The organism is Arthrobacter sp. GMC3 (assembly GCF_002929305.1).
Classification (GTDB): domain Bacteria; phylum Actinomycetota; class Actinomycetes; order Actinomycetales; family Micrococcaceae; genus Specibacter.
Map to the genome: position 1 here is coordinate 171874 of NZ_PJIO01000001.1, position 16216 is coordinate 188089.

The window sequence follows — 16216 nt, forward strand, 5'->3', positions numbered from 1 at the left end:
TCAAGCCTATGCCCGGACGATAGCTGCTCCCACTCATAGGGGGCATTTGGCGGTACAAAGTACGCTTAAATACGTGGCTTTGAACAAGATTGTGCTCTTTTACGGTTTCACCCCCATCCTTGACCCGGAAGCGGTGAAGCTCTGGCAACGCGCGCTGTGCGAGAAACTCGGGCTCAAGGGGCGGATCCTGCTGTCCAAGGACGGCATCAATGCCACCGTCGGCGGCGACATCAAAGATCTCAAGCAGTATCTGAAAACCACGCGCGAATACGCCGGATTCAAGAACATGGACATCAAATGGTCTGATGGCACGGGCGCGGACTTCCCCCGCCTCAGCGTGAAAGTCCGCGACGAGATCGTCAGCTTTGGTGCCCCCGGCGAACTCAAAGTGGACGAGAACGGCGTGGTCGGTGGCGGGGTCCACCTGAAACCGGAGGAGCTCCACGAGCTCGTCGCAGCCAAAGAGTCCAACGGCGAGGAAGTGGTGTTCTTTGACGGCCGCAACGCCTTTGAGGCCCAGATCGGCAAGTTCAAGAACGCAGTGGTTCCAGACGTCGCCACCACCCACGACTTCATCAAAGAACTGGACTCCGGCAAGTACGACAACCTCAAAGACAAGCCGGTGGTCACCTACTGCACCGGCGGCATCCGATGCGAAGTCCTCAGCTCGCTCATGGTCAACCGCGGCTTCAAAGAGGTCTACCAAATGGATGGCGGGATCGTCCGCTACGGCGAAACCTTCAAGGACAAGGGCCTGTGGGAAGGTTCGCTGTACGTTTTCGACAAACGCATGCACATGGAATTCAGCGACGAGGCAAAAGAAATCGGACACTGCATCCGCTGCCAAAGCCCCAGTAACAAGTTTGAAAACTGCTCCAATCCCAGCTGCCGCAACCTGAACCTCTACTGCGCCGAGTGTGCCAGTGCCCCGGAGACGTTGCAATGCCCGCAAGGCTGCACCGACTAATCCCCGGGCGCTCCCACTGCTTGCAAGCTCCCACTGATCGCAAGCTCGCAGCGGGTCCCTCGCGCCCGTGGGCCCAATGGTTCGCGGGGATCGCAAGCTCGCAGCGGGTTCCTCGCGCCCGTGGGCCCAATGATCGGAGGGTCCGGGACTCGCTAGGCTTGAGGCATGACTGACTTTGCCACCATCTCGGACGCCCCACGCAGCGACAACCCGGCTCTTCTCGAGTCCCTCGCAGCGGATCTGACCGCCATCAACTACACGGTCGACGGCGTGGCGGGGCTTCTGGGCGATCAAGCCAACCAGGCGCTGGGCCGGGATCAGACCGTGCCGGCCGCGCTGGAACTGAAGGGGAACACGGAGCCGCTGGCCGTCGTCGTCCGGCTGTGGCTGTTGGCCGAAAACGTCACCCCGGGGGCCCTGGCGAAGGCGCTGCCCACGATCGGCCTGGACAACCTCGCAGCCCTGGGCCTCATCGAGTCCGCGCACGACTCCGCCCTCCTCCGGGCCGCCGTGGATCTGCGCCCCTACGGCTGGCCAGCAGCCACCCCCGGGGAGAAAGACACAGAACTGTGGGTGGCCAGCGACCTCGGCGCGCATCAACGCCCCGGAGTGCTCCGCAAGGACCATGTTCTGGGGATCGGCCAGGCGTCGCTGACACTGGCCCAGAGCACCATCCGCCGCGTGGTGGGCCGGGCGCTGGATCTGGGCACCGGCTGCGGGATCCAGGCTTTCCACCTGCTCCACCACGCCAGCTCGGTGGTGGCCACGGACATTTCCGCCCGGGCACTGGCGTTCACTCGCTTTAACTTGATGCTCAACGCCGGCGCCCTCGGCCTGACCACCGCCGACTTTGACCCGGAAAACCCGCACGCCCGCATCTCCTTGCGCCTGGGCAGCCTCCTGGAGCCGGTCGCGGGCGAGCGCTTTGACCTGGTTGTCTCCAATCCTCCGTTCGTCATCACCCCCCGGCACAGGGGAGAACGTTCCGCCGAGCAATTCACTTACCGCGACGGCGGGATGGCAGGGGACGCGATCGTCGAAACCCTGGTCCGTGAGCTGCCGTCGGTGCTGACCCCGGGTGGGCTGGCGCAGATGCTCGGCAACTGGGAGATCACCGAAAGCGACCCCGACGACGCCGATTCTTCCCTCGAGTGGGCCGCCCGGCCCCGACAGTGGGTGCAAGATGGCGTGCAGGCCTGGTTCATCCAGCGTGAACAGGTGAGCCCCGGCGGGTACGCCGAAACATGGTTGCAAGACGCCTCGCAGGGCCGCGACCAGCAAGCTTATGCCGACGCCTACGAGGATTACTTGCTGGACTTTGCCTCCCGCAAGGTGGCCGGGATCGGGTTCGGCTACATCCTGCTGCGCCGCCCCGAAACGCAGACAGGTGAAGCCTTCTCATCGAGCACCCGCTTCGAGGAAATCCTGTACCCGATCGAACAGCCGGTGGGTCCACACCTTGCGGCCGCCCTGGAACGCGAACAATGGCTGGACAGCCACGAGAGCATCCTGGACGAGTACCTCACCGTGGCCGAGGACGTGACCGAAGAGCGCCACCAAAAGCCGGGGGCGGAACACCCCGGGGTGATCTTGCTGCGTCAGGGCGCAGGGCTGCGCCGCACCAATCTGCTCAGCACCGAACTGGCAGGTTTTGTGTCCGCGAGCGACGGTGAGCTGAGTGTCGGCGCCCTCATCGGGGCGCTGGCCACCCTGCTGGAACGCGACGATGAGGAGTTTGCCTCGTCCTTGCACGCAGAGGTGCGCAACCTGGTCAGGGACGGATTCCTGCTCCCTGCGGACTGACTGCCTCGGCGAGCCCCGGGGACGGGGTTTCGCCGGCATCAGCCACTGCTGTCCGCCGCACCTTGGACATGACGACTCCAAGGACCAGGGCGACGGCCAGCGTGGCGAAACCGCAGACCAGGAATCCCGCTCTCGGGGTGAACAGGCTGCCAAGCAATCCGCCCAACCCCAGCGAACCGATCGAGACAGCGCGTGTGAGGCCGTTCGTCATGGCTGAAACCTGGCCCCGTTGCTCCTCGCGCGTACGCAGCACCAGCAGTGCCCCGAAGGTCGCATTCAGTGCCCCGATCCAGCCGCCCACCAGTACGCTGTAGGCGTAGAGCAGCCCCATGCCGGGGGCGGTGCCCATCAGAATCAGGCCTGCCGCCGTCCCGGCAATGCTGATGACAAACACGGTAACCCGCATCGATTCGGTGGTTATCCGACCAGCTAGCAATGCTCCGGCTACAAGGCCCGCACCCATGGCTGCTGCCAGGAAACCGTACTCGGCCGCCGATGCGCCCAAGGTCTCTCGCGCCAGGAAGATCTGCAAGATGTTGATCGCTTCCGCGGCCAGAACCACAAACAACACTCCGATCAGGGCCGCCCATACCAACATGTCCTTGTTCAGGGCGCGCAGACCGTCGAGCAGGCGGGGAGTGACGCCGTCGTGCCTCAAAGAAGGTGAGCGGCGCGTCCGAATGGCCACTGCGCCTATTGCCAGCAGCCCGTAGCAGCCACCGGCCAGCCAAAAGCTCAGCGCGAGTCCGCCGGTACCCACCAAGATTCCGCCCACCGCGGGCCCGGCGAGCTGTGCCAGCATCAGCGTGGCCTGCATGGTTCCCAGGGCCCGCGGGGTCTGCTTTTCACCGACAATACGCGGCAGTAGGGCCGACCAGGTAGGTGCCGCGACGGCCTGGGCGGTCTCCAGCACCACGATCAGGACAATCAGTGCCGGCATGAAGTTCGGCAGCCACGCGAGAGCCAGGGCCATCGCGACGACGGCGCCGGCGCTGACCAGGGACGTGGTGACGGCCAGAACACGGGAATCCCGAGTGTCGGCCAAGCGGCCAGCCCAAGGCGCCACCAAGACCATCGGAATGGTGGACAGAAGAAGGAACCCCGTCACGGCCCAGACCCCCGCGGGCCCCGAAACGGTGGTTTGCAGCTCCAGCAGGATGGAAACGACCACAGCGCCATAGCCCACGGCGGCGGCAAATCGCGCCGAGGTGGCGATGACGAAATCCCGGCTGTGCAACAACTTGGGGGATGGGTTCGGCGCGTTCTGAAACATATCTTTCATAATTGTGAAGGTAGTCCTTCAGAATTAATAATGTCAAGCATTTGTTTCAGATTTTGGCTATGCTGGCCCTATGAGCGCCCAGAGCAAACCGGACAAACCCGTGCAGGAACCCGGAGATGACCGTGTTGTCGTAACAATTACTGACCCGCTCGCGATCCGGGCCGTGGCGCACAAGGTGCGGATGGAAGTGATCGATGAATTCTTCAGCTCGCGACGACTCCACACCGCCACGGAACTGGCCGGTCGCTTTGGCCTGACACCCAGTGCCATGAGCTACCACCTAAGGGCATTGGAAAGATGGGGCTACGTCGTGCGGGCCGAGACTGCCGGCGATGGCCGTGAACGGTACTGGCGGGCGGCAGGGGACACTCTGAACGTCGGCGGCATTGGCATGGCCTCCGAGCTGGTCAACTCCTCCTTCGTCGACGTCACCCTCGGCACAGCCCGCGATCGGGTGGTGCGCGCCCTCCAAAATGCCGACGCGACGGAGAGCCCTGACAAGCAGGTCATCCTGGTGGAGAACAGCAAATACCTGCTGACCAAGGCGCAGGCGCAAGAATTCGGCAGGGACTACGCGGAGCTGTCTGCGAAGTACCGAGTGCTCAGCGATGCGGCCGAGGATGAGCTCGATGCCGGCGCACCCGCTGGCAGTGGTGCTCGGCACATGCACGCAACCATGATCTTTGTGCCCGAGGTTCCTAGATCCGCGAAGATTGAGCCCTAGGAACGTAGCTGGTCCTCCTTTTGGACGGCGTTTGAGGCCTCCGATTCCGGCATCGGAATCTTTCGCAATACGCGTTTGGGTCAAAAATATGGTGAACTAGGCTCTTGGGGACGCCGTCCGTCCACCTTTCATTCCCTGTAGGAGTACCGTGCCAAGCAAGGCAGCCAGCAAGCCGAAGACCGGCAAAAAGCTCGTAATCGTAGAGTCCCCTGCCAAGAGCAAGACCATCGCCAAGTACCTTGGCGAGGGTTTCGTGGTCGAAGCATCCATTGGGCACATCCGCGACCTGCCGCAGCCTTCCGAGCTCCCCGCGGAGCTGAAAAAGTCCTCGATCGGCAAGTTCGCCGTCGATCTTGAGAACAACTTCAAGCCGTACTACGTCATCTCACCGGATAAGAAGAAGAAGGTGGCAGAGCTCAAGGCGCAGCTCAAGGACGCCGACGAACTTTACCTCGCAACTGATGGGGATCGCGAGGGTGAGGCCATCGCGTGGCACCTGCTTGAGGTGCTCAAGCCCAAGGTGCCTGTTTACCGCATGACGTTTGCCGAAATCACCAAGGAGTCGCTGCAACGCGCCCTAGGCAACCTTCGCGAGCTGGATACCGACCTGGTGGACGCCCAGGAAACCCGCCGCGTGGTTGACCGCCTGTTCGGCTACGAGCTGTCCCCGGTGCTGTGGCGCAAGGTCGCGCCCAAGCTTTCCGCCGGGCGTGTGCAGTCCGTGGTGACCCGCATGGTGGTGGAGCGTGAGCGTGAGCGCATGGCCTTCCGCTCCGCAGGCTACTGGGACCTGTTCGGCACGTTCAGCCCCGTAGACGGTCAAGAACCGTTCAACGCCAAGCTGGCAGCCCTGGACGGCAAGCGCGTCGCCTCCGGCCGCGACTTCAACGACAAGGGTGAACTGACAGGCAAGAACGTTGCCCACCTGGACGAGGTAGCCGCCAAGGCCCTGGCCGAAGGCCTGCAGGATTCCAGCTTTGCTGTGCGCTCCGTGGAGCACAAGCCCTACACGCGCCGTCCCGCCCCGCCGTTTACGACCTCGACCCTCCAGCAGGAGGCAGGGCGCAAGCTGCGCTTCTCCTCCAAGTCGACCATGTCGACCGCCCAGCGCCTGTACGAAAACGGTTACATCACGTATATGCGTACGGACTCGTCCTCCCTGAGCGATGAGGCCGTCAACGCCGCCCGCAAGCAGGCCTCCGAGCTGTACGGCCCCGAATTCATCCCGGCAACCAAGCGGGTCTACGCGAACAAGAGCTCCAACGCGCAGGAAGCCCACGAGGCCATCCGCCCCGCCGGTGACTCCTTCCGAACCCCCGCCCAAGTGGCCAGCGCCCTGCGAGGCGACGAGTTCAAGCTCTACGAGCTGATCTGGAAGCGCACCGTCGCCTCCCAGATGGCTGATGCCAAGGGTTCGACGGCGACCATCAAGTTGGGTGCGACCTCAACGGATGGGCAGGACGCCGAGTTCTCGGTCTCCGGAACTGTCATCACCTTCCGCGGCTTCCTGGCTGCCTATGAGGAAGGCCGCGACGAGTCCCGCAACGACTCCGACGATTCGGACCGCCGCCTGCCCAATGTCAAGGAAAAGGACGCCCTGAAGGCAGCGGATGTCACGGCCAACGGCCACGAGACGTCCCCGCCGCCGCGCTTCACCGAAGCGTCGCTGACCAAGGAAATGGAAGAGCGCGACATCGGGCGCCCCTCCACCTACGCCTCCACGCTCTCCACCATCATGGACCGCGGCTATGTGCGCAAACAGGGCTCAGCCCTGGTGCCGAGCTGGATCGCCTTCTCCGTGGTGCGCCTGCTGGAACTGCACTTCACCGACTACGTGGACTATGAGTTCACGGCAGGCATGGAAACAGGACTGGACAGGATCGCCAACGGCCAGGAGCAGGGCTCCGACTGGCTCAAGCACTTCTACTTTGGTGAGGGCGACGACGTCGGACTCCAAAGCATTGTGAACAACCTGGGTGAGATTGACGCCCGTGAGATCAACTCGATGCCCATCACCGACACCCTGGTGCTGCGCGTGGGTAAGTTCGGCCCGTACCTGGAAAGCACCGTGCCCACGGTGGACCCCAAGACCGGCGAGATCATTGAGGCGGCCCGGGCCAACGTGCCAGAGGACCTGGCCCCCGACGAGCTCACGCCCGCTAAGGCGCAAGAACTCATGGAGACCGCGGCGCCGGAGGAACGCGTCTTGGGTGTTGATCCGGTCAGCGGTCACACGGTGGTTGCCAAGAACGGCCGCTACGGTGCTTACGTCACCGAAGTGATTCCGGACATGACGGACGAGGAAATCGCCAACCAGCCCGTTGAGTACTACAAGAACGGCAAGCCGAAGCCGCCGAAGAAGCCTGTTAAGGTCAAGCCGCGCACCGGATCGCTGTTCAAGACGATGACCGTGGACACCGTCACCCTTGAGCAGGCCCTGGACATCATGAGCCTGCCGCGGGTGCTCGGAGCAGACGCCGAAGGTAACGAGATCACCGTTCAGAACGGCCGGTTCGGCCCGTACCTGAAGAAGGGCTCCGATTCGCGTTCCATTGGCACCGAAGAGGAGATCTTCACCATCACGCTGGAGCAGGCGCTGGAAATCTACTCCCAGCCCAAGCAGCGTGGCGCCCGCGCCGCCGTGCCGCCGCTGGCCGAGTTCGGCGACGACCCCGTCTCCGAGAGGAAGATCGTGGTGAAGGAGGGCCGCTTTGGCCCGTACATCACCGACGGCGTCACCAACATCACCGTCCCGCGCGGCACCGATGTTGAAGAGCTGACCCGCGAAATCGCCATCGAACTGCTGGCCGACAAGCGCGAACGCGGCCCCGTCAAGCGCACAGCCAAGGCTCCGGCCAAGAAGGCGCCGGCCAAGAAAAAGGTTGCTGCCAAGAAATAGTCCACCTGCTTGAACACTGCCCGGTCTCGGATTCCGAGACCGGGCAGTGTTGTTAACGCCAGCACGGCACAATCGAGCAATAATGGGCACATGAGATTAGGCGTGCTCGACATCGGCTCCAACACCGTCCACTTGCTGCTGGTCGACGCGCGCCCCGGCGCCAAACCTGTGCCGTACGCGTCGCACAAGCGCGCGCTGAGCCTGGTGCAGTACCTCGACGATGACGGCAACATCACCGACGAGGGCCAAACCGAACTCATCGAATTCATCCTTGAAGCGTGGGAGTTCGCAGCCAAGCACCGGGCCAAGGACCTGCTGGCGTTTTGCACCTCGGCCATTCGCGAATCCACCAACGGTGCCGCCGTGCTGGAACGAGTTCAGCACGAGACCACCGTGAGGCTGACCGAACTGACCGGCGACGAAGAATCCGCCATGACGTTTTTTGCCGTACGCCGCTGGCACGGCTGGGGTGCCGGCACCATCTTGAACCTTGACATTGGCGGAGGGTCCTTCGAAATCGCCCAGGGCGCCAATGAGCTCCCGGACCTTGCCCATTCCGTCCCGCTGGGTGCCGGGCGACTTACCCGCGACTGGCTGATCGAGGACCCGCCCACGGCCAAGAGCGTTAAGGAACTACGCAAGCACATCAAATCCACCATGAAGGAAGCGGTGGTGGCGACGCAAAAGCTGGGCACCCCGCACATCGTCACAGGCTCCTCCAAGACGTTCCGGGCGTTGGCCCGCATTACGGGGGCGGCGCCGTCGTCCATGGGGCCGTACGTCAAGCGCGAACTCCACCTCAGCGACCTTGGCCTCTGGTCGCAGCGGCTCGCCGCAATGTCCTCCGCCGACAGACTGCACCTGCCGGGGGTGTCCGTGGCGCGCGCCCAGCAGGTGCTGGCTGGTGCCTTGGTGGCCCAGACGGCGCTTGAGATGTTCAAGGTCCAGTCGATGCAGATCAGTCCCTGGGCGCTGCGTGAGGGCCTGATCCTGCGCCGCCTGGACCAGCTGGTCTTTGATGGCCCGCTGGATCCGCCGGCGCACGTCGGAAAACTGACAAACTCGGCAACACCTTAGGCGGTCATGACTAACTCAGCAGCCGATTCCACCGATTCCCAAGGCCCGACGGCGGACGTGTCACCGGGCCCCAAGCGCCACATTCCGGTGGCCCTGTCCACTGCCTCCGTGTACCCGCTCTCCGTCCATGACGGATTCGCGGTGGCCGCTGACCTCGGCTACGACGGCGTCGAAGTGCTGGTGACTCACAATGGTGACAGCCAGGACGCCCGCGCGCTCAATGCCTTGGCGCAAAGGTACGACCAGCCCATCCTGGCCATCCATGCACCCACCCTCCTGCTCACCCAACAAGTGTGGGGGAGTGCCTGGAACAAGGTGCAGCGCTCAGCCCAAATGGCCGTCGACGTGGGCGCCGAGGTGGTGGTGGTGCACCCGCCATTCCGCTGGCAAAATGACTACGCAGACACATTCGCCCACGGGGTACGGGATATTGCCGACGCTTTCGGCATCCGCATCGCCGTGGAAAACATGTACCCGTGGCGCGTGCGCGGGCGCGAGGCACTCGCCTACCTGCCGCACTGGGACCCGGTAGGGCAGGACTACCAGGACGTCACCTGGGACTTCTCCCACGCCGCCACCGCCAGTGCATCCAGTCTGGACGCCGTCAAGGCCCTGGGCGGGCGGCTGCGACACATCCACCTCACCGACGGCATCTCGCCCTCCACCAAGGATCAGCACATGATTCCCGGCCATGGCACTCAGGAATGCGTCGAGGTGCTCCAGCACATCGCCAACAACGGTTTTGACGGAGCCGTGGTGGCAGAAATTTCCACTCGCAAGGCCAAGGGCGCCGGTCAGCGCGAGGAATGGCTCGCCGAAACCCTCGAATTTGCCCGCGTACACCTAGGCCAGACCCTGCCATAGGGCTGAGGGTTCGCAAACTTGCCTTAAAGTGAAATCGCCGGGGAACATGTGGCCAGTGGATGGGGGGAAACACTGGCAAGTTCTCCGGCGATTTGACTGGTCTTCAGGACAAGGCCAGTCCGATCATCACTCGCACCCTTATGAGGTACTTAAAACAATAGGGGCCCTGATTGGGAATAGTCAGGGTGCCAGCTGTGCATTCACCATTAAGCATTGACGGTGTTGCGACGGCGTGACTTAACGAGGAAACGCCGGAAGCCTTGCTAGGAATTGGGGGATACCTAGCCGCTTCCGGCGCCCGGTCCAACGGGTGTAAACACCGGGTGGACCTTCATCACTCGCACCTCTATGAGGTAATAAAAACTGTAAGGGCCTATTCTGGGCAAACACCGCCGTGGTACTGGGAATTACCTGTCAAAGCCGAAGATGGTTGCGATAGGGCGCGCGGACACGTGCCTCGGTTGCGTGCAAGCGCCAGGAGAGGAAAGACTGAGGGCATGAGCAAAAAGATTGTATTTCTAGGGTGCGGTTCAATGGGCGAAGCGATTCTGACGGGATTGCTCGCAGCCGGGACTGCACCAGCGTCGGTTACAGTGACTGTTCGTAGGCCGGAACGGGCGGAGGAACTAGCCCAGCTCCACGGTGTGACTGCCATGGCCTCCAACGAGGAGCCCGACGCCAACGCCCAGGCAGTGGCCGGCGCCAGCGTCGTCATTCTGGGTGTCAAGCCGGTGGGGACTGCAGCGCTGTGTCGCGAAATCGCTCCCCACTTGGACGCTCAGGCGGTGGTCATCAGTGTTGCCGCAGCAGTATCCCTAGGCCAGCTGGAAGGCGCGTTGCATCCCGGCCAGCCCGTGGTCCGCTCCATGCCCAACACCCCGCTCAAGGTGGGTCGCGGTGTGGTGGCCCTGTCGGCCGGAACAAGCGTTGATGAGTTCCACCTGGCCGCCGCCCACGAGATTTTCGATGGCTCCGGCGTCGTGCTTGATATTCCCGAAAGCCAGCAAGACGCGGTGTCAGCCATCAGCGGCTCGGGCCCCGCGTACGCGTTCTACCTGGCGGAGGCCATGGCAGCGGCGGCCGAGGACTTTGGCCTCTCGGCTGACATTGCACGGGTCCTGGCCCGCGAAACCGTTGCCGGTGCGGGCCTGATGCTCGCCGAGCCCGGTGCCGACCCCGCCACGCTGCGCCGCGGCGTCACCAGCCCGAATGGCACCACGGAGCAGGCCATCGCCACCTTTGACGCCCAAGGCTTGCCGGGCATCGTGCTGGCTGGCGCAAAGGCTGCCGCCGCCCGGGCTGCCCAGATCACCCAAGAGCTCTCCGCCCAATAACGCGGTATCACCTTTGGTTCACTTTTTGAGAACGCGGTATCACCAAACAGGCAGCGCCCGAGCCGGCATGAGTGGAAGTGATACGGCGTTCGGGAAATTCAAGCCAAAGGTGATACGGCGTTCGGGAAAAATGCGCCAAAGGTGATACGGCGTCGGAAGGGGCTAGGCGGCTTCTAGGCCCAGCAACAGCGCCTTGGCGTCGACTCCACCCAAATAGGCGCCCCAGCTGCCATCGGAGCGGATCACGCGGTGGCACGGCACCACCAGCGGCAACGGGTTGCGGGCGCAGGCCGTGCCGACAGCCCGCACGGCCCGCGGGCTGGACGTCAGTGCGGCGACGGCGGCGTAACTGGCCGTGTGGCCGTACCCGATGTCGGGCAAATGGGCCAGCACCTCGCGCCGGAACCCGGTGGCCAGCCGGAAATCCAGCGGCAGGTCAAATACTTGGCGCCGCTGGGCAAAGTACTCCTCAAGTTCCCGCGCCGCGTCGTCCAAACGTGCCGGTGCCAGCAAGATGCGCGGGCTGACGTTGGCGGCCAGAGATTCCAGCACCGAATCGTGCCCCTCGCGGGCAAACGCCACGCGAACCAGGCCGCGCTCCGTCCCGGCGAGCAGTAAGGATCCGACGGGGGAGTCGATGACGCGATACGCCACATCTACCAGGTCATCGGCCGCCGCCGCCGCCCGGAACTGTGCGCCCAGGCGGTCCAGGGCGTCCGCGTCTCCGGTGGTGAGGGCCGCCAACTCGGGTGGAAGGGCTGCTGCTGTGTGGGTTTCCATCACGAAAAATCCTCTCGGTCCTGCACCAAATGTGCCCGTAGCGACTTCATGCCGTCCGCGGCGGCCCGGCGCGCGGCTGCCTCGGAATTGCCCAGCAAAGGCGCCACATCGGCATAGGCAAGTCCCGCCAAATGGTGGTAAACCACCGCCTCGCGCTGCTTGGGTGGCAACTTGGCAAGCGCTGCCCACACCTGCTCGGCAGTCTCGCCAGCTTCCACGGCATGGACGACGGCGTCCCCTCCGGAGCCGGCCACGGTGCCTGTCGCTTCGAGGGCGTCATCGCCGTCAGGAATAGGCAGGCGCCCCGTCTTCCTGTGGTGATCCATTGCCTTGTTGCGTGCAATGGTAACCAGCCAGGCTTCCCAGTTCCTGACATCTGCCGAGGACGGGTAGGCGCGCAACGCCGCCAGGAACGTTTCCTGCCAGACGTCATCCGCGTCCTGAAGCCCGGCCAGGGCGCGGCAGACGCGCAATACGACGGCCCCGTGGCTGGCGACCAGGACTTCAAAAGGCGGCTGCGGGCTCAAAACAACGCTTCGGTGTGTGTCCGGCTCGGGTATTCCAGCTCAAGCAAGAACTGCTTGCGAGGCAGCCCGCCGGCATAACCCACCAGTGAACCATCCGCCCCCACCACCCTGTGACAGGGCACGATGATGCTGATCGGGTTGCGGCCGTTCGCCGAGCCCACAGCCTGCGCCAAGTTCCTATCGCCGAGCATGGCGGCCAAGTCGCCGTAGCTGCGTAGCTCGCCGTACGGGATCTCGCGCAGGGCCGCCCAGACCCGGTGCTGGAAAGGGTTCCCAACAGGTGCCAGCGGAATCGAAAACGACGTCCGTGAGCCGTCAAAGTATTCGCCGAGCTGCGCCACCGTCGCCGCCAGGACCTCGCAGTCGGAGGCGGCAACCCGCTCACCCAACGTCTCCTGAGCAGGCCGGCGCTTGTGCTCGGCCATGTACACGGCGGCCAAACCGGCGTCGTTCGCAACAGCTGTCAAAAGGCCCACAGGTGAATCAAAAACCGTGTGCTTGAGCATTGTCATTACCTCCATGCACTGTAGACGCGCGCCGGACCGAAAACGTGAGGTCAGGGGCGGGCGGCGAAGCGTTCCAGCAGGTCAACATAGCCGGAGACGATGAGCATGTCTCGGCTCGTCACCCGGGTGCTGGGCTGCGCGTAAGTAAAGTCCTCGCCCGGCGATTTCACACCCACCACCGTCACGCCGTACTTTGAGCGCACCTTGGATTCCTCCAGCGTGAACCCCTGGGTTTCCTTCGGCGGGTACATTTTCACGATGGCAAAATCGTCGTCGAACTCGATGAAGTCCAGCATGCGCCCGCCCACCAGGTGCGCCGCGCGGACACCGGCGTCGGCCTCAGGGTAAATGACGTGATTGGCGCCAATTCGGGTCAAAATCTTCCCGTGCGACTGCGTGATCGCCTTGACCCACAGGTGCGCGATCCCCAAATCCACCAGGTTCACGGTGATGAGGACGCTGGATTCAATGGAAGTACCCACGCCGACGACGGCGGAGCTGAAGTCCTGCGCGCCGAGCTGGCGCAGCGCATCAATGTTGGTGGCGTCGGCCTCCACCACATGGGTGAGGACACCGGCCCACTTTTGCACCAGGGCAGGGTCTCGCTCAATGGCCAAGACCTCCCGGCCCTGCTTGACCAGCTGGTGCGCCGTGGCAGCGCCAAAACGTCCCAAACCAATCACCAAGACGGGCGAATTGTGTGGGGGACGGTTGTTGGAATCGAGTTTCTCAGCCAATGATCGGCCTTTCTTCCGGGTAGTGGAAAAGTTGGCGGCGCTGGCGCAGGGCCAGGGCTGCGGCGAGGGTGATGGAGCCAACGCGGCCAAAGAACATCATGGCGCACAAAACGTACACGCCCGACGGCGGAAGCTCGGCACTGAGCCCCGTGCTCAGGCCCACTGTGGCGAAGGCCGAGATGGTTTCGAACAGCACCCGGTCCAGGCTCTGGCCGGAGATGGCAAGGAGGAGGCCGGTGGCAATCATGACGAACGTGGCGCCCATCATGATCACGGAGATGGCAACGCGCATGGTGCCTTGCGGGATGGTTCGGCCGTAGATCTTCACGTCGGTGTCGCCGCGGGCCTCGGCCACAATGGCCAAGAACATCACGGCCAAGGTGGTGACCTTGATACCGCCGGCGGTGGAGGCGGAACCGCCACCGACGAACATGAGCGCGTCGGTGAGCAGCATGGTGGAGGAGTGCATGGCGTTCATGTCCACCAGGTTGAAGCCCAGGGAGCGGGTCATGACCGAGGCAAAAATTGAGTGGGTGATCTTGTCCCCAACACTCATCGAACCGATGGTGGCAGGATTGGTCCACTCCATGGCACCCCACATAAGTGCACCGGCCACCAGCAGCATGAGTGAGACCTGGATGGTGAGTTTGGCGTGCAGCGTCCACTTCTTGAAGCGGAAGCCGGTGACCAGCAGGACCATCATGACGGGGAAGCCAAGGCTTCCAATGAAGCCGCCAATCATCAATGGAACCAGGATCCACAGATCGGCCTCATAGGGCACCACGCCGTCGGAATGCGGGGTGAATCCGGCATTGTTAAAAGCCGAAATGGAGTAAAACACCGCATGCCAGATGGCCTGGGGAAGCGATTCGCCCAGGATCAGGAAGCGCGGCGCCATAGCCAGGGCAAGGACGATCTCCACGGCCACGGAGGTGCTGATGACGATCCGCAGCAAGGTACCGACCTCGCCCAGGCGCCCGGCGTTCATGGCTTCCTGGGCGATCAGTTTGCCGCGGACGCCCAGGCGCTTGCTGACCATCAAGGACATCAGAGAGGCCAATGTCAGGATGCCCAAACCGCCCACGAAGATGCCGATCAGGATCACCAGCTGGCCGAAGAAGGACCAATGCAGGGCCGTGGAAACTGTGGTCAGGCCGGTGACGCAAACAGCCGAGACGGCGGTGAACAAGGCATCGTGGAACGCGGTTGACTGGCCGTCACGGGCGGCGGCCGGCAAGGACAGTGCCAGGGTAAAGGCCAGGATGACCAAGGCGAACACAATCAGCGCGAGCCTGGCGGGGGAGCTGTTGGCAACCCTGTCAACAAAGTCGCGGACACGTGCCACGGAGGCCAGTGGCCAACTGTGGGTAATTGCGGGCTGGATGGGTTTAGTGGCCAACGGCTGTGTTGTCCCTCCTACCCGTGTTAAAAATCATCATTGTGCGGTGTTGCTGGTTTCAGTGGGGCAAAGGCGTCCGGAGTTAGATAGCCTGTGATGGATGTCATCATTAGCCAGCTCCGGGCCAGCAGCCGTCCCGACAAGCATAGTCTGCGATGCGGCCATGTCTGCGTACAATTTCGGTCCGCAGCACCCCATGTCACCCAAGCGGCTGGAGTTGACGGCTGCCTTGGCCAAGGAGTTGGGAATCTTTGACCTGCCTCAGGTCACCGTCGAGGCCTCCTACGTGGCGTCCGAGGATGAGCTGTCCGCTGTCCACAGCCGCGACTACATTGCTGCGGTGCGACGGGTGGGGGAGGACCCCACGCGCAGCGATCCGGACCGCGGGCTGGGCACCGAAGACGACCCCGCATTTGCCGGGATGCACGAGGCCAGCGCCAGGCTGGCCGGCGCATCGTTGGTGGCGACGAGGGCCATCATCTCTGGGACGGCCGTGCGGGCCGTGAATTTTGGCGGCGGCATGCACCATGCCTCACGCGAGAAGGCCTCGGGCTTTTGTATCTACAACGACGCCGCCATGGCCATCATGCGATTGCTGGACTCCGGCGTCTCCAAGGTTGCCTACATCGACATTGATGCCCACCACGGCGATGGCACCCAGGACATCTTCTGGAACGACCCCCGGGTTCTGACCATTTCCCTCCATGAATCAGGGTTGACTTTGTTCCCGGGCACGGGCTTCGCCAAGGACATTGGCGGTCCGGATGCCCAAGGAACGGCGGTGAACGTCGCCCTCCCCGCCGGAACGGGGGATGCCGGCTGGCTGCGAGCCTTCCACGCCGTGGTGCCCCACTTAGTGGAAGCCTTCGGTGCCGAGATCATCGTGAGCCAGCACGGCTGCGACTCCCATCGCGACGACGAACTCTCGCACCTGAACACCAGCATCGACGCCCAGCGTGAGGCCGCCCTGAGCATTGCCGTGTTGGCGGACAAGGTGTGCGGCGGCCGCTGGATTGCCACCGGTGGCGGAGGCTATAACATCATTGGCGTGGTGCCACGGGTATGGTCGCATCTGATGGCCATTGTGGCCGGGCGCCCGGTGCCGCTGCGCACCCCTGTGCCGGAACCGTGGCGCGATTACGTGCGCGACCAATACGGCAAGGTTGCCCCGTTGCTGATGGGTGAGGACGCCGATACTTGGTGGAGGTCGTGGGAGGTTGGCTACAACCCTTCCGACGCCGTGGACCGCTCGGTCATGGCCACGCGCAAGGAAATCTTTCCGCTCTACGGCCTGGACCCCTGGTTCGACTGATCCCC

Annotated in this window: 14 protein-coding genes; 8 read left to right on the plus strand and 6 right to left on the minus strand. The window is 63.5% G+C overall.

Annotated features, from left to right (window positions below; genetic code table 11):
* Window positions 1-73: 73 nt before the first annotated feature.
* Window positions 74-967, plus strand: coding sequence for a rhodanese-related sulfurtransferase (locus CXQ94_RS00760; protein ID WP_104086318.1), 894 nt, complete (start codon window positions 74-76; stop codon window positions 965-967).
* Between the two features lie 165 nt (window positions 968-1132).
* Window positions 1133-2770, plus strand: coding sequence for a methyltransferase (locus CXQ94_RS00765; protein ID WP_104086319.1), 1638 nt, complete (start codon window positions 1133-1135; stop codon window positions 2768-2770).
* Here the strand turns inward: CXQ94_RS00765 and CXQ94_RS00770 are convergent.
* Complete coding sequence (locus tag CXQ94_RS00770; RefSeq protein ID WP_181034017.1) at window positions 2739-4043, minus strand: MFS transporter; 1305 nt, start codon at window positions 4041-4043, stop codon at window positions 2739-2741. The two genes, CXQ94_RS00765 and CXQ94_RS00770, sit on opposite strands and share 32 nt — an antisense overlap.
* Before the next feature lie 79 nt (window positions 4044-4122).
* Between CXQ94_RS00770 and CXQ94_RS00775 the strand changes: the two genes are divergently transcribed.
* The 5 genes from CXQ94_RS00775 to proC all read left to right on the plus strand — a co-directional run bounded on the left by CXQ94_RS00775 (window position 4123) and on the right by proC (window position 10950).
* A complete protein-coding gene (locus tag CXQ94_RS00775; RefSeq protein ID WP_104086321.1) occupies window positions 4123-4776 on the plus strand; it encodes a winged helix-turn-helix domain-containing protein in 654 nt (217 codons plus the stop codon).
* Between the two features lie 148 nt (window positions 4777-4924).
* A complete protein-coding gene (topA, locus tag CXQ94_RS00780) occupies window positions 4925-7675 on the plus strand; it encodes a type I DNA topoisomerase (RefSeq protein WP_104086322.1) in 2751 nt (916 codons plus the stop codon).
* A 90-nt stretch (window positions 7676-7765) separates the two neighbouring features.
* Window positions 7766-8752: a Ppx/GppA phosphatase family protein gene (locus tag CXQ94_RS00785; protein WP_104086323.1), complete on the plus strand. Its 987-nt coding sequence runs from the start codon at window positions 7766-7768 to the stop codon at window positions 8750-8752.
* A gap of 6 nt (window positions 8753-8758) precedes the next feature.
* Window positions 8759-9616: a sugar phosphate isomerase/epimerase gene (locus CXQ94_RS00790; RefSeq protein WP_104086324.1), complete on the plus strand. Its 858-nt coding sequence runs from the start codon at window positions 8759-8761 to the stop codon at window positions 9614-9616.
* A gap of 497 nt (window positions 9617-10113) precedes the next feature.
* A complete protein-coding gene (gene proC / locus CXQ94_RS00795) occupies window positions 10114-10950 on the plus strand; it encodes a pyrroline-5-carboxylate reductase (RefSeq protein ID WP_104086325.1) in 837 nt (278 codons plus the stop codon).
* 162 nt (window positions 10951-11112) lie between these two features.
* Here proC and CXQ94_RS00800 read toward each other — a convergent pair whose 3' ends face one another.
* From CXQ94_RS00800 to CXQ94_RS00820, 5 genes are read right to left on the minus strand one after another with little or no spacing between them, the layout of a single operon-like run.
* A complete protein-coding gene (locus CXQ94_RS00800) occupies window positions 11113-11730 on the minus strand; it encodes a methylated-DNA--[protein]-cysteine S-methyltransferase (RefSeq protein WP_104086326.1) in 618 nt (205 codons plus the stop codon).
* Window positions 11730-12257, minus strand: a complete 528-nt coding sequence (locus tag CXQ94_RS00805) for an RNA polymerase sigma factor (protein ID WP_104086327.1) — start codon at window positions 12255-12257, stop codon at window positions 11730-11732. The genes CXQ94_RS00800 and CXQ94_RS00805 overlap by 1 nt, the downstream gene beginning before the upstream one ends.
* On the minus strand, window positions 12254-12769 hold the full coding sequence (locus tag CXQ94_RS00810) for a methylated-DNA--[protein]-cysteine S-methyltransferase (RefSeq protein ID WP_104086328.1): 516 nt from the start codon (window positions 12767-12769) through the stop codon (window positions 12254-12256). The genes CXQ94_RS00805 and CXQ94_RS00810 overlap by 4 nt, the downstream gene beginning before the upstream one ends.
* A gap of 44 nt (window positions 12770-12813) precedes the next feature.
* The gene (locus tag CXQ94_RS00815) at window positions 12814-13500 is read right to left on the minus strand and encodes a TrkA family potassium uptake protein (protein ID WP_104086329.1); all 687 of its coding nucleotides are present in this window, start codon (window positions 13498-13500) and stop codon (window positions 12814-12816) included.
* Window positions 13493-14899: a TrkH family potassium uptake protein gene (locus CXQ94_RS00820; protein WP_104086330.1), complete on the minus strand. Its 1407-nt coding sequence runs from the start codon at window positions 14897-14899 to the stop codon at window positions 13493-13495. The genes CXQ94_RS00815 and CXQ94_RS00820 overlap by 8 nt, the downstream gene beginning before the upstream one ends.
* A gap of 163 nt (window positions 14900-15062) precedes the next feature.
* On the opposite strand from CXQ94_RS00820, the gene CXQ94_RS00825 reads away from it, so the two are divergent.
* Complete coding sequence (locus CXQ94_RS00825) at window positions 15063-16211, plus strand: acetoin utilization protein AcuC (protein WP_104086331.1); 1149 nt, start codon at window positions 15063-15065, stop codon at window positions 16209-16211.
* The last annotated feature ends 5 nt before the right edge of the window (window positions 16212-16216 follow it).

What these genes read in the sequence shown, in the direction of transcription:
- CXQ94_RS00765 (WP_104086319.1), top strand. Translation starts at nt 1,133, where the DNA reads ATGACTGACTTTGCCACCATCTCGGACGCCCCACGCAGCGACAACCCG.
- CXQ94_RS00770 (WP_181034017.1), bottom strand. Translation starts at nt 4,043, where the DNA reads ATGTTTCAGAACGCGCCGAACCCATCCCCCAAGTTGTTGCACAGCCGG.
- CXQ94_RS00775 (WP_104086321.1), top strand. Translation starts at nt 4,123, where the DNA reads ATGAGCGCCCAGAGCAAACCGGACAAACCCGTGCAGGAACCCGGAGAT.
- CXQ94_RS00785 (WP_104086323.1), top strand. Translation starts at nt 7,766, where the DNA reads ATGAGATTAGGCGTGCTCGACATCGGCTCCAACACCGTCCACTTGCTG.
- CXQ94_RS00790 (WP_104086324.1), top strand. Translation starts at nt 8,759, where the DNA reads ATGACTAACTCAGCAGCCGATTCCACCGATTCCCAAGGCCCGACGGCG.
- proC (WP_104086325.1), top strand. Translation starts at nt 10,114, where the DNA reads ATGAGCAAAAAGATTGTATTTCTAGGGTGCGGTTCAATGGGCGAAGCG.
- CXQ94_RS00800 (WP_104086326.1), bottom strand. Translation starts at nt 11,730, where the DNA reads ATGGAAACCCACACAGCAGCAGCCCTTCCACCCGAGTTGGCGGCCCTC.
- CXQ94_RS00810 (WP_104086328.1), bottom strand. Translation starts at nt 12,769, where the DNA reads ATGACAATGCTCAAGCACACGGTTTTTGATTCACCTGTGGGCCTTTTG.
- CXQ94_RS00825 (WP_104086331.1), top strand. Translation starts at nt 15,063, where the DNA reads ATGTCTGCGTACAATTTCGGTCCGCAGCACCCCATGTCACCCAAGCGG.